The following is a 12,145-nucleotide window of genomic DNA, read 5'->3' on the forward strand; positions in this document are numbered from 1 at the left end:
CCCGGGCACCCGGCACCGGGAGCCCAGGACCGCTCCGGCTGAGCCGTGTGCGCGTCGCTTCGCGGCGCTCGTGGTCCGGCTCAGCCGTGCGAGGGGTGGGACGTCCGTCTTCCCGTTCAGCCGTGCGTCTGTGTTCCCGAGGGCTCCCGGGTGTTGAGTACTGTCTCCCGTTCCTCGGTGGTGAGGGGTGGCTCCGTCAAGGGAGGGCGCCGGGGGCCGCGCAGTACCGCGAAGACGACCTCGGGTTTGACGAGCGTGGTGAGCGGCCCGGAGAGGGTGATCACCTTCAGGAACGCCTGGGCGACCAGCGGGCGTCCGGCCGCGGTCCGCATGAGCCGCTCCACATAGCGGCCGAGCAGCTTCTGCGCGCCCCCTGGCTCGGTGCCGATCGCCCCGGGATAGCGGATGTCCGTGCCCGTGGCCAACTCCCAGGCGATCGTCACGGGAAGCGCCACCGCGCGCTGCACCCGCCGCCCGAGCCCCGGAGCCGTCAGCCCGTGCTCGAGCACCTGCTCGCGCAGCGCCACCGCGCCCTGCGCGGCCACCGACATGCCGTGCCCGTAGACCGGGTTGTACGTGGCGACGGCGTCGCCGAGCGCGACGAACCCCTCGGGCCAGTCGCGTACCTTCTCGAAGAAGCGCCGCCGGTTGATCGTGCTGCGGGTGAGTACGACGTCCGTCAGCGGCTGCGCGTGTGCGATCAGCTCGCCCACCACGGGATGCCTGACGCCGCGCGCGAACGCCTCGAACTCCTCGACCAGGCCGGTCGGCTGGCCGCCCCGCGTGCCCGACAGCGTGACCAGCCAGCGTCCGCCCTCGATCGGCACGATGGTCGCGGACTGCGCCGGCACCGGCTGCGCGGGGTCCGGCTGCACGTTGACCACGGGATGGTCCTCGGTGCCCGTCGGCGCCCGGAAGATCCGGCTGGCGTAGGCGAGTCCGGAGTCGACCTCGTCCATCGGCGGCTGCGGGACGCCCAGCGCGTCGAGCCAGGCGGTGGACCGCGAACCGCGCCCCGAGGCGTCCACCACCAGGTCCGCGTCCAGGACGCGCTCCTCGCCCTCGGGCGTCCGTACACGCACGCCCGTCACCCGGGAGGCGTCGCCCTCCAGGCCGAGCAGCTCGGTGCCCTCCAGTATGGTCACCCGGTCCTTCTTGGCGACCTGCTCGCGCAGCACCGAGTCGAGCAGATCGCGGCTGCACGAGATCATGAACTCCATCTCGGGCCAGCGCCGCAGCCAGCCCTGCGCCGACAGCGTGACGAGACCGGTCGGCAGCGGGATGCGGCGGGCACCCGCGGCGAGCCAGGCCGCGGTCACGCCGGGCAGCAGGTCCTCCATCGCACGGGCGCCGCCGGACCACAGCAGATGGGCGTGGCGGGCCTGCGGGAGGCCCTTGCGCGGTTCGGGCCCGGCGGGCAGGACATCGCGCTCGACGACGGTGACGTCGGCGTGCGGGTGCAGGGCGGCGGCGGCCAGCAGGCCGGCCAGCCCCGCGCCGATGACGACGGCCCGACGGGGGGCCGTACCGCGGTCGGCTGCTGCCGCGCCCCGGGGGGCGCTAGCGGGTTCGTTCATGGAAGTCGCTCTCTGACCTGGTCGGGGCCTGCCCTCGGGCGGCCGCGACGACGGGTGACTGACGCAGGGCCATCGACATCCGCACGAGGTGGCGTGGCCCCTCGGCGCCGGTGGAGGTGGTGGTGGGGGCGGTCGCCTCCGCCGCGCCGATGACACTGCCGTCCGGGTCGGCCGCCCTGGCCCGTACCGCCGCCGTCACCATCGCCGCGTCGGCCTCGGCCTGTGCCTGGGCGGGCACGGAGCCCGCCGCCAGGGCCGCGTCGTAGGCGAGGGAGCGCACCTCGGAGTCGAAGTAGGGGTACAGGCTGAGCATGCCGTCGTGGATGTCGGACTCCCGCTGGGTGACCTGGAGTTCGGCGGGGGACCACCAGGAGATGCGCACCGCGTGGTCCTCGTGCACCGAGACCGGCCTCAGCTCGCGCCACAGCGGCCCCAGCCGGCGGTAGGTCGACCAGGTGGTCCAGCTGTCCTGGATGCGCTGGCAGGCCAGTGGGAGCAGAAAGCCGACCGCGCTGACCTGTGCGCCGACGGAGGCCAGCACGGGTGCCACATCGGTGCTCAGGCCGTCCAGGTCCACGCCGTTCCAGCGGGCCGCCACGGCGGTGAACTTGGTCGCCGCATACGGGATGTTGAAGAGGAATCCGACCGCGATGGTCAGCAGCCCCGCCCGCAGCCAGCCGCTCACCTGGAGGGCCCAGCGCCAGCACATGACGTTCATCGCGACCGCCGCGACGGTCAGTGCGAGGAGGTAGAGCACGATCATCTCGCGGATGAACGGAGTGTTGGCGTAGTAGGTGTCGAGGTCCCGCAGCCGCTCCTCGGGGGCGTCCCCGAGCAGGAACAGCACGATCAGGGCCACGCTCACCAGGGCGTACCCGATGATCCAGCGCTGCGAGAGCCGGCGGGTCACCTCCGGCGGTCCGCCGCGCCAGTTGATGATCAGCACCAGGCAGGAGGCGCTGAAGGCGCTCAGCAGGCAATAGACCAGTGGCGCCGAGATATTGGTGATCCCGATGATCTGATTGACCTCGGCGATCGTCGGCGGGGCTGCGAAGAGGAACACCAGGCAGGCCATCGCGAGCAGAACGCCGACCGACCGCAGCAGCGGGTCGCGCCAACCCCGGATCAGGGTGGGTGCCTTGACGGCGAGGGCGACGCCCATGGCGACAGCCGGGACGTAGTAGCTGGATCCGTCCATGTCCTGGAAGTGCCTCAGCCCTGCGGTCCGCGATAGCCCAGGGACGCCTCGATCCGGCCGGCCAGGCCGTCGCGCCGCGCGGGTCCGCGCAGCGACGAACCGGCCAGCCATGTACGGCACTTGCTGGCGAGCAGCAGACCGAAGCTCTCGGCCTCCTTCTCGTCCGCGAGGTCGAACCGGGTGCGCGCGGCGACCTTCAGCACGGTCGCTTGCAGGTCCGCGTTGTCGCTGAGTAAACGGGCCGCGACGGTGGCACCCTCGACGTGGTGGCCGCAGTGTCCGGCCTTCATGTGCCACAGCTCGTGGCCGAGGATCACCAACTGGTGGTCGGGGGCGGTGCGTTCCTCGATGACGACGAGATCCTGGTCGGCCATGTCGAGCCAGAGCCCGCTGGCGGTCCCGGGCGGGAAGGCGGCCGTACGGAACTGGACGGGACGACCACGGCGTCTGCTCATGGCGTCGCACAGAGCGGCGTACAGGTCCGCGGGTTCCGCCGGTGCCGGGAGCGACAGCTCTCCGACCAACTCGCCGCACAGACGGCGCATTTCCTTTCCGATGCCCACAGTTCTCCCCCGGGTCACGACTCGGGCCGCTTGACGCTCTCCAAGAGCATGTCCAGCCACTCGGCGACCTTGTCGCGGTGCTGGTCGGTGGGCAACTGCGCGGCCCGCCAGGCGATTCCGCGGACACCGTGGTCCTGCAACAGCCGCTCCAGCGGGTCGTCGGCAGCCGCGGCGGCAGCCTCGCGCTCACGGTCGGCGAGCTGTTGCAGCAACTCCTGCTCCGAGCGCTGCAGGGCACCTACGAGCGCCTCGGAGTCCTCTGCCGTGAGGAATCCCGCGTGCACCCGGAAGAAGCGCTGAATGGCGTCGCAGTGCTCCATGGTGGGGCGCCGGTCGCCGTTGATCAGGGCGCCCGCCTGCTGACGTGACATGCCCGCGCCGTCGGCGATCTCCTGCTGGGTGTATCTGCGCCCGTTGGGCTTGAGCCTGGTGCGCCGCAACAGGTCCAGGCGCTGCAGGAATCTGGCCTGCAGATCGGGCTCCCCGGCGGGGCGGCCGCCGAGCAGGGCCCGCACCACGGGTTCGGGAACACCGCATGCGGCGGACAGACGCTGAACGTCGAAGACTTCGGTGTGCGGCACGCCGAGCCGGTTCGCGAGTGCGGTGACCCGGACCACGACGGCCGGAAGCAGAACCGTCGCCGTGGCGCCCGGAACTTCGAAGCCCTCCGTCACCGACAGATCTCCTACGTCTCTCTACAGGTCTCTCTCATGATGGTCAGAAACCGGAGACTAGCCGGTAGCTCGAACTCACATCCAGGTCTCGCCACAACTGTGGCCAGATTCAGCCGTCAACGAGCGCCAAATGCCACGATAGTTGACACGACTGAGCTCCGGGCAGCAGGATCGGGGCGCCGCGAGAAGGCCGCAGAGGCAAGAGGGGTGACCTCCCGATGGCGTACCAGGCAGGAAGGCAGCGGTCCCGGCCGCGACCTGTCCCCGAGAGTCTCGAGGCTCAGGCGTATCTCCAGGACTACGCCGCTCTCCTCGATGCCGTTCCGTTCCCCTCCGTCGTCCTCGACCACCGCTGGGACGTCGTACTGTCCAACGCCGGGTTCGAGACACTTTTCCGCGGCGTCGGCCCTCATCCGACGGCCATGCCTGGCGACAACTTCCTCCGGTTCGTCCTGTTTCATCCGGACGCGTCCATGATCCTCGGCGAGCACGAGTCGAGTTGGTGCCTGCCGATGCTGGCCCACTTCGCGGCCGCAGTGGAGCGTCACGGCCAGGACCGCGGACTGCAGGCGATCCGCCGGGACATCGCCCAGGACCCGATCATGGAGGCCGCCTACCGGCACGGCCTGCCGCACTGGATCCGCGCGGTCGGCCAGGAAGCCCTCGAGCACGACGGCGCCGTACGGCCGCTGGTGCACCCCGACCCGCGCTGGGGCAGTACGGACTGCCGTATCGTCGGCGAGACCCCCAAGTCCCTTCAAGACATGGGCTATACACGGATGACGCTGGTCCTGCGCGAGGCGCGGCACGCGGCGACAGGACCGCGCAAGGCGCGCAAAACCCGCAATGGCGCGGCGGAGCTGCGAGCGGTGTGAGCCCACGGAAGGGTCACGCCATGGCGGTGTGAGCCCGCTCGGCCGTGCGATACATGCGCGCCGCTCAGCCGTGCGATACGTGCGGTACCACGAGTACGAGCGGAACCCCGTCGCACGGAACCAGCCGCATCCCCTCGAAACTCTCGGCCCGCCCGCGCGTCAGCACGGACCCGAAGTCCGGCCCCTTGGTGAGTGATCCGGCCAGATGCGCGGGATGAGCGGACGCGGCCACCCGCCCCCGCGCGTTCACCAAGTAGGCTGCCCCCGGCAGCCGTTGGAGCAGCGGGATCACCGCCGACTCGAAATGCCGCAGATATACGTCCGCCGCGGCGACACCCACGAAGTTGCCCTCCACCTGCACGGGCGCGGACAGCGTCAGGCTGTATTCGTCGGAGCAGAGGTAGTCCACATAAGGCCCGGCGACCGCGCGTTGCCCGGTGTCGCGGGGGAGGGTGAACCAGTCCCAGTGCGTGTAGTCGGAGTACGCCGAGTGCTCCGGGTCGAGGTCCAGCAGCAGTGGTCGTACGTCTCCGCCGGCGACCTGCTGCCACCACTCCAGCCACGCCGGTACATCACTCAGCAGCCCGGGCGCCGCGACGAACCCGACGCCCGACACCAACTCCTGCCGGGCGAGCCGGAGGTGAAGCCCGGGGCGCAGCGCGGCCAGGTCCGCGCTCGCGGGACGACGGCTCTGCGCGGCGACCCTGGTGAGCAGGGTCGCCGTATCGGCCCGGGTGGCGGCGACGGCCTCGAAAACGGCTTCCACGGTGGAACGGACCTGCGCGGCCACAGCCGCCTCCGGTGTCGCGTCAAGCGTCGCCGAGGCGCCGGCCGGGGCGGGGCTCCTGCTCATGGGTGCCCTCCAGCGGACGGAAACCGGACGCGGTGCGCGGCATCGCCAGGCGCAGGGCGATGAGCCGCGCCGTCGAGTCCTGCACGCACTGCTCGGCCAGCGCTCTGGCCGATTCGTGGGCCCCATCCTGCACCGCCGAGATTACGGAGCGGTGACGGTCCGAGACCTCTTCACGATATTCGTCGTTCCCGAGCACGAGACACAACAACGCCCCCACCTCCGTCTGGAGGGCGACCTGTTCGCGGGTCAGCCGGGCGGACTGTGCCGCGGCGGCCAGCTCGACATGAAACCGGCCGTAGACGCGGCTGCGCGCGGCGGCCTCCTCGGCGGAGGCCAACTCGTCGAGCGTGCGCCGCAGTTGATGAAGGTCGCCCGGCTCCGTGCGCTGAGCTGCGAGCCGGGCTGCCGCGCCCGACACGGCAGCCCAGTGGTCGCCCAGGTCGCGCAGCTCGTCGGTGCTCCAGGCGGCCAGCCGCGCCCTGAGCCGGTCCTCGCCGGGCCCCTCGGGGAGCGATACGAAGCTGCCGCCGCCGCGCCCCCTGCGGGTGATGACAAGACCCTGCTGCCGCAGCGCCATCAGAGCTTCACGGAGGGTCACGGTGGAGACGCCGAGCTGTCCGGCCAGCTCGCTCTCGCCGGGCAGTTGCTCCCCGTCGGCGAGCAGGCCGAGCTCGATGGCGTCACCGAGCCTGCTCACGACCGTCTCGACCCGGGCGCGGTTGTCCACCGGGGTGAAAACGGCTCGCCGGACGCCTTCGCCGCTGTGTTGCTTCACGGTCACCGCCTTGTCCGTTGACTCAACCTTTACTTTAAGGGGGTCTTGAGCTTTGAACTATGACTTCATATCTTTCACTCCAACGTTCGAGCGCACCAGAAAGGTTCCCGACCATGGAGGGAAGTGCGGTCCGGCTCCAGGGACTGCGGAAGGCGTTCGGTGACACGACCGCCGTGGCCGGAGTCGATCTGGACATCGCCGACGGAGAGTTCTTCTCGATGCTCGGCCCGTCCGGCTCCGGCAAGACCACGGTCCTGCGGATGATCGCCGGCTTCGAGAGCCCGACCTCGGGCAGCATCGAACTGGCCGGGCGGGAGGTCACGGGGCTCGCCCCGTTCGAGCGGGACGTGCACACCGTCTTCCAGGACTACGCGTTGTTCCCGCACATGACCGTGGAGCAGAACGTCGCGTACGGCCTCAAGGTCCGCAAGGTGCCGAAGGCCGAGCGGCTCGTACGGGCCCGCAAGGCGCTCGCAGACGTACGCCTCGAAGACTTCGGCAGGCGGCGCCCGAGCCGGCTCTCCGGCGGCCAGCGCCAGCGTGTCGCGCTCGCCCGCGCCCTCGTCGGGCGCCCCCGCGTGCTCCTGCTGGACGAGCCGCTCGGCGCGCTCGACCTCAAACTGCGCGAGCAGATGCAGGTCGAACTCAAGGCGATCCAGCGCGAGGTCGGCATCACCTTCGTCTTCGTCACCCACGACCAGGAGGAGGCCCTGACGATGAGCGACCGCATCGCCGTCTTCAACCAGGGCCGCATAGAGCAGGTCGGCACCCCGGCCGAGATCTACGAACGGCCCGCCACGCCGTTCGTCGCGGGCTTCGTCGGCACCTCGAACCTGCTCGAAGGAGCGTCCGCCCAGCAGGTCGTCGGCGCCCCGGGCACCTACAGCATCAGGCCCGAGAAGATCCGGGTCCTGAAGGAATCCGCCATCGCGGACGAGCCGGAGCACTCCACCGCCACGGGCACCGTCGTCGAGGTCGTCTATCTGGGCGACGCCACCCGTTTCCTCGTGGACCTCGACGCGGGAGGACGCCTGACCGCGCTCCAGCAGAACCTGGAGACCTCCTCCGAGGACGTCGCCGCCTACCGCGGCACCCGCGTCCGGCTCCAGTGGCACCGCCGCCACAGCTTCAAGGTCCCGGACGCCCGCTGATCCCCACCACGCCAGGCCCCTCACGTATGGAGACACCCGTGCGCCTCAACCGAACCCTCCAAGCCGCGGCCGCCGTCGCGGCGCTCCTCGCGGCCACCGCCTGCGGATCGTCCGACTCCGCATCGTCCTCGTCCACCGGCCTCAATCCTCCTGACCTCAAGGCGCAGTCCAAGCTCGGCAAGACCGAGGGCGAGGTCAACCTCATCGCCTGGGCCGGCTATGTCGAGGACGGCTCCAACGACCCCGAGGTCGACTGGGTCAGCGACTTCGAGAAGCAGACTGGTTGTCAGGTCAACACGAAGACCGCGGCCAGCTCCGACGAGATGGTCAAGCTGATGAAGACCGGGCAGTACGACGCCGTCTCCGCCTCCGGTGACGCGTCCCTGCGCCTCATAGCCTCCGGCGACGCGGCCCCCGTCAACACCGACCTCGTGCCCAACTACAAGGATGTCTTCAGCGGTCTGAAGCAGAAGGCATGGAACTCCGTCGACGGCACGGCGTACGGCATTCCGCACGGGCGCGGCGCCAACCTGCTGATGTACAACACCGAGAAGGTCTCGCCCGCCCCGGCCTCCTGGTCCGTGGTCTTCGACGACGCCTCCCCGTACAAGGGCCACGTCACGGCGTACGACTCCCCGATCTACATCGCCGACGCCGCTCTGTACCTCAAGGCGACCAAGCCGGAGTTGAAGATCGAGGACCCCTACGCGCTCGACCAGGATCAGTTCGACGCGGCCGTCGACCTGCTCAAGAAGCAGAACGCCAACGTCGGCGAGTACTGGAGCGACTACCTCAAGGAGATCTCCGCCTTCAAGAGCGGTGACTCCGTGGTCGGCACCACCTGGCAGGTCATCGCCAACCTCGCCGAGGGGGAGGGTGCCAAGGTGAAGGCGGTCGTGCCGAAGGAGGGCTCCACCGGCTGGTCCGACACCTGGATGCTCTCCGCGAAGGCCGAGCACCCCAACTGCGCCTACAAGTGGATGGACTGGATCATCTCGCCGAAGGTGAACGCCCAGGTCGCCGAGTACTTCGGTGAGGCCCCGGCCAACGCCGAGGCGTGCGACGAGACCAGCGACGCGTCCTTCTGCGACACCTTCCACGCCACCGACGAGAGCTACTGGAAGAACATCGCGTTCTGGAACACGCCCATCGAGCAGTGCCTCGACGGACGCACCGACGCGAAGTGTGTGCCCTACGCCAAGTGGGTCCAGGCCTGGACCGAGATCAAGGGCTGATCGATGACCTCTTCCGCGCAGGCCGCCGGACGGTCCCCTGTCCGGCGGCTCGCCGGGACCCTGCACCGCCGCCCCCGGCTCAGGCTGTCCCTGCTGCTGACCGCACCGCTGCTCTGGCTGGCGGTGCTCTACCTCGGCTCACTGGCCGTGCTGTTCATCTCGGCGTTCTGGACGACGGACTCCTTCACCTCCGAGGTCGTGAAGGTCTGGTCGACCGACAACTTCGAGGCGCTGTTCACCACACCCGTCTTCCGGCAGGTGATCCTGCGTAGCGTCGGCGTCGCGCTCGCGGTCACCGCCCTGTGCGTGGTGATCGCCTTCCCGGTCGCCTTCTTCACCGCCCGGATCGCCAAGCCGAAGTGGCGCCCGCTGCTCGTGGTGGCCATCCTCACGCCGCTGTGGGCGAGTTACCTCGTCAAGGTGTATGCCTGGCGGCTGATCCTCTCTCAGGGAGGACTCGCCGACTGGATGCTGAAGCCCTTCGGGCTGAGCGGACCCGGGTACGGACTGAGCGCGACGGTCATCGCGCTGACGTACCTCTGGCTGCCGTACATGATCCTGCCGATCCACACGGCACTCGAGCAGCTGCCCGCCAACCTCCTTGACGCGTCGGCGGACTTGGGCGCGCGTGCCGGTCGCACGTTCCGCGAGGTCGTGCTGCCGATGGTCCTGCCGTCCGTGGCGGCGGGCTCGGTCTTCACCTTCTCGCTCAGCCTCGGCGACTACATCACCGTGCAGATCGTCGGCGGCAAGACCCAGCTCATCGGCAACCTCGTCTACTCCAACATCGAACTGAACCTGCCCATGGCCGCCGCGCTCGGCACCGTTCCCGTCGTGGTCATCGTGCTCTACCTGCTCGCGATGCGCCGCACCGGCGCCCTGAGCAGTCTCTGAGGAGCCCGCTGTGCAACTGTCCCGTTCCGCGCGCATCGCGCTGCGTGTCGCCGCCGGGCTCGGCTTCGCGGTCATCTACGTCCCGCTCGCGCTCGTCCTGGTCAACTCCTTCAACCCGGACCGCAGCGCGAGCTGGCCGCCGCCCGGCCTCACCTTCCACTGGTGGTCGGTCGCCTGGGAGAACACGGGTGCCCGCGAGGCGCTCTGGGTCTCCGTCAAGGCAGGCCTCGGCGCCACCGTCATCGCCCTGGTCCTCGGCACGCTGATCGCGTTCGCGGTGGCCCGGCACCGCTTCTTCGGCCGCGACGCCATCTCCTTCGTGGTCGTCCTGCCGATCGCGCTGCCCGGCATCGTCACCGGCATCGCGCTCAACTCGGCGTTCAGCACGGTACTCGAGCCGCTCGGCGTCGGCCTCGGCATGTTCACCGTGGTCGTCGGCCATGCCACCTTCTGCATCGTCGTCGTCTTCAACAACGTCGTCGCGAGACTGCGCCGTACCTCCGGCTCGTACGAGGAAGCGGCCATGGACCTGGGCGCCGACACCTTCCGGGCCTTCGTCGACATCACCTTCCCGCTGATCCGCTCGGCACTCCTCGCGGGCGGACTGCTCGCCTTCGCTCTCTCCTTCGACGAGATCGTGGTGACGACGTTCACGGCCGGACCCGGCATCGAGACCCTGCCGATCTGGATCTTCAACAACATGACGCGGCCCCAGCAGGCACCGGTCGTGAACGTCGTGGCGGCGGTGCTCGTCCTGCTCTCGGTGATTCCGATCTACGTGGCCCAGCGGCTGTCGGTGGGCACGACGGCCGGGAGCAGGGTCTGACAACGGGGCGCTACCCGACGAACTCCCTTATCCACGACTCCACTTCGCTTGCCGAGCGCGGCAGGGCGGCCGACAGGTTCTCCTGTCCGGCGGATCTTGCCGGACAGGCCCGTGGTCCCGAGGAGGACTCAGCGCTTGAGCGTGAAGGTGAAGTCGCCGGAGAGCTTGCCGCTCAGCCGGACTGCCGAAACGAGTTTCCCCTCCGTGATCAGTCTCTCGACCTCGGCCCGCGAAAGACCGCACTCTTCAGCGATCAGTCGCACCGGCCGGACAGGGATCCGCGCCGCAAAGCGGACCGATACATCTATCACCTCGCTCACCTCGCGGTCCAGGTGATCCGATCCGCCGGTGTCGAGGCGCCAGGCGTTGTCCCAGTCGAGGGCGATGCGATTACGGCGCTGCACGACCGGATCCTGGAGCAACTCGGCTGCCAGGCCGGGGTCGTTGTCATGTAGCCGGTCCAGCAGCTCAGGTCGTACGGAGCGCACATTCATCCGCTCCAGGACTGTGAGCTTTGTGGTTTTCCCGCAAGCGGTGCAGAGCGCGAGGAGCCAGGCGTCGATGAGTTTGTGGTTCGCGTTGACGCGAAATTTGCCGCTTGTCCGGAAGCGTTCGGAGGCGCACGCGTGGCAACGGCGGCGAACGAGCGGCAGGCAGGTGGGCACGACCACCCAGTTTTCGAGCACAGAAGTACACCGGTTTCAGTGAGAAGTCCGCAGCAAAAAGCAGCGCGGCGCACATGCGCGACGCGCGACGAATCAGCACTCGGGAGGTCTCACACGGTGTACAACGGCACGTCCTTGCCCAGACGACTTGGTTCGGCAGCACGGTAATGGCGCACAGCGGCGCTGATCCACTGGTTTTCGAGCGCCTCACCGCCAGGTTCCATCCGGCGGATCATGGATGAAGCCAGAGCCGGATCGCGGCCGCGACGGTGCCGTGGAAGACGTAGGCAACGACCCCGGACCGAACCAGTCGCATGATCCGCCGGACAGGGGGACGATGCCTTGAAGCACCTGTTTTCGAAGCCTTGCCAGGTCCAATCTTTGCGGATGACCTTGCAATGGGAACAGGTGATTGTTCACTCGGTAGATCCGGTGGCCTTGGGACAGTGGTGGGCCGAGGCTCTTGGGTGGGTGGTGGTCCACTCCTCTGATGAGGAGTTCGAGATCCGCCCGGAGCCGGATCGCCTGCCGGGATTGGACTTCGTCCGGCTTGATGAGAGCAAGAAAGCCAAGAGCCGACTGCATCTCGACTTCAGGCCTGATGACCAGGACGCCGAGGTGGCTCGTCTGGTGGCTCATGGCGCACAGCGTGTTGATATCGGCCAGGGTGATCAATCGTGGGTTGTATTGGCAGACCCCGAAGGTAACGAGTTCTGTGTCCTTGGCCAGCGGCGTCAGTAAGAACTCCTGACTGAGCGTCCGATGCCGCGAACTCGTCCGCCGCTCGACCTGATCACGCTGCGGGCAGCTCTTTTGCGTGTCGTCGCTGGTTCCAGCGATGTTATTCCCCGAGAGAGAA

Annotated in this window: 13 protein-coding genes; 6 read left to right on the top strand and 7 right to left on the bottom strand. The window is 68.9% G+C overall.

Annotated elements, in window-relative coordinates; genetic code table 11:
* Positions 1-116 precede the first annotated feature (116 nt).
* The 4 genes from AB0D57_RS01410 to AB0D57_RS01425 are packed head-to-tail and all read right to left on the bottom strand — an operon-like array spanning position 117 to position 4,012.
* Positions 117-1,577 (bottom strand): FAD-dependent monooxygenase, encoded by a 1,461-nt coding sequence (locus tag AB0D57_RS01410; protein ID WP_362065723.1) that lies wholly within the window; start codon positions 1,575-1,577, stop codon positions 117-119.
* Positions 1,561-2,775: an MAB_1171c family putative transporter gene (locus AB0D57_RS01415; protein ID WP_362065725.1), complete on the bottom strand. Its 1,215-nt coding sequence runs from the start codon at positions 2,773-2,775 to the stop codon at positions 1,561-1,563. Before AB0D57_RS01415 ends, AB0D57_RS01410 begins: the two co-directional genes overlap by 17 nt.
* 14 nt (positions 2,776-2,789) lie before the next feature.
* Complete coding sequence (locus tag AB0D57_RS01420) at positions 2,790-3,320, bottom strand: toxin-antitoxin system, toxin component (protein WP_362066159.1); 531 nt, start codon at positions 3,318-3,320, stop codon at positions 2,790-2,792.
* Between the two features lie 32 nt (positions 3,321-3,352).
* Positions 3,353-4,012, bottom strand: coding sequence for a helix-turn-helix transcriptional regulator (locus AB0D57_RS01425; protein ID WP_362065727.1), 660 nt, complete (start codon positions 4,010-4,012; stop codon positions 3,353-3,355).
* Positions 4,013-4,230: 218 nt separating this feature from the next.
* Here AB0D57_RS01425 and AB0D57_RS01430 point away from each other — a divergent pair, with 218 nt between their 5' ends.
* Positions 4,231-4,887, top strand: a complete 657-nt coding sequence (locus tag AB0D57_RS01430) for a hypothetical protein (RefSeq protein ID WP_362065729.1) — start codon at positions 4,231-4,233, stop codon at positions 4,885-4,887.
* Positions 4,888-4,951: 64 nt separating this feature from the next.
* Here the strand turns inward: AB0D57_RS01430 and AB0D57_RS01435 are convergent, their stop codons facing one another.
* Together AB0D57_RS01435 and AB0D57_RS01440 are read right to left on the bottom strand one after the other, a co-directional pair.
* The gene (locus tag AB0D57_RS01435) at positions 4,952-5,740 is read right to left on the bottom strand and encodes a cache domain-containing protein (RefSeq protein ID WP_362065731.1); all 789 of its coding nucleotides are present in this window, start codon (positions 5,738-5,740) and stop codon (positions 4,952-4,954) included.
* Positions 5,697-6,521, bottom strand: a complete 825-nt coding sequence (locus AB0D57_RS01440; RefSeq protein WP_362065734.1) for a GntR family transcriptional regulator — start codon at positions 6,519-6,521, stop codon at positions 5,697-5,699. The genes AB0D57_RS01435 and AB0D57_RS01440 overlap by 44 nt, the downstream gene beginning before the upstream one ends.
* Positions 6,522-6,628: 107 nt before the next feature.
* Between AB0D57_RS01440 and AB0D57_RS01445 the strand changes: the two genes are divergently transcribed.
* Genes AB0D57_RS01445 through AB0D57_RS01460 form a run of 4 tightly spaced genes read left to right on the top strand, consistent with a single transcriptional unit; the run spans position 6,629 to position 10,621 of the window.
* A complete protein-coding gene (locus AB0D57_RS01445; protein WP_362065736.1) occupies positions 6,629-7,666 on the top strand; it encodes an ABC transporter ATP-binding protein in 1,038 nt (345 codons plus the stop codon).
* A gap of 38 nt (positions 7,667-7,704) precedes the next feature.
* Positions 7,705-8,901 (top strand): ABC transporter substrate-binding protein, encoded by a 1,197-nt coding sequence (locus tag AB0D57_RS01450; protein WP_362065738.1) that lies wholly within the window; start codon positions 7,705-7,707, stop codon positions 8,899-8,901.
* Positions 8,902-8,904: 3 nt separating this feature from the next.
* Positions 8,905-9,795, top strand: a complete 891-nt coding sequence (locus tag AB0D57_RS01455) for an ABC transporter permease (RefSeq protein WP_362065740.1) — start codon at positions 8,905-8,907, stop codon at positions 9,793-9,795.
* 10 nt (positions 9,796-9,805) lie between these two features.
* Positions 9,806-10,621: an ABC transporter permease gene (locus AB0D57_RS01460; protein ID WP_362065742.1), complete on the top strand. Its 816-nt coding sequence runs from the start codon at positions 9,806-9,808 to the stop codon at positions 10,619-10,621.
* 128 nt (positions 10,622-10,749) lie between these two features.
* Here AB0D57_RS01460 and AB0D57_RS01465 read toward each other — a convergent pair whose 3' ends face one another.
* On the bottom strand, positions 10,750-11,307 hold the full coding sequence (locus AB0D57_RS01465; RefSeq protein WP_362065744.1) for a DUF1062 domain-containing protein: 558 nt from the start codon (positions 11,305-11,307) through the stop codon (positions 10,750-10,752).
* Positions 11,308-11,673: 366 nt separating this feature from the next.
* Here AB0D57_RS01465 and AB0D57_RS01470 point away from each other — a divergent pair, with 366 nt between their 5' ends.
* Positions 11,674-12,027, top strand: coding sequence for a VOC family protein (locus tag AB0D57_RS01470; protein WP_362065746.1), 354 nt, complete (start codon positions 11,674-11,676; stop codon positions 12,025-12,027).
* Positions 12,028-12,145 lie beyond the last annotated feature (118 nt).

The sequence above is a fragment of the Streptomyces sp. NPDC048275 genome, assembly GCF_040652275.1.
GTDB lineage: Bacteria > Actinomycetota > Actinomycetes > Streptomycetales > Streptomycetaceae > Streptomyces.

What these genes read in the sequence shown, in the direction of transcription:
- AB0D57_RS01430 (WP_362065729.1), top strand. Translation starts at nt 4,231, where the DNA reads ATGGCGTACCAGGCAGGAAGGCAGCGGTCCCGGCCGCGACCTGTCCCC.
- AB0D57_RS01420 (WP_362066159.1), bottom strand. Translation starts at nt 3,320, where the DNA reads ATGCGCCGTCTGTGCGGCGAGTTGGTCGGAGAGCTGTCGCTCCCGGCA.
- AB0D57_RS01445 (WP_362065736.1), top strand. Translation starts at nt 6,629, where the DNA reads ATGGAGGGAAGTGCGGTCCGGCTCCAGGGACTGCGGAAGGCGTTCGGT.
- AB0D57_RS01415 (WP_362065725.1), bottom strand. Translation starts at nt 2,775, where the DNA reads ATGGACGGATCCAGCTACTACGTCCCGGCTGTCGCCATGGGCGTCGCC.
- AB0D57_RS01435 (WP_362065731.1), bottom strand. Translation starts at nt 5,740, where the DNA reads ATGAGCAGGAGCCCCGCCCCGGCCGGCGCCTCGGCGACGCTTGACGCG.
- AB0D57_RS01410 (WP_362065723.1), bottom strand. Translation starts at nt 1,577, where the DNA reads ATGAACGAACCCGCTAGCGCCCCCCGGGGCGCGGCAGCAGCCGACCGC.
- AB0D57_RS01455 (WP_362065740.1), top strand. Translation starts at nt 8,905, where the DNA reads ATGACCTCTTCCGCGCAGGCCGCCGGACGGTCCCCTGTCCGGCGGCTC.
- AB0D57_RS01470 (WP_362065746.1), top strand. Translation starts at nt 11,674, where the DNA reads ATGACCTTGCAATGGGAACAGGTGATTGTTCACTCGGTAGATCCGGTG.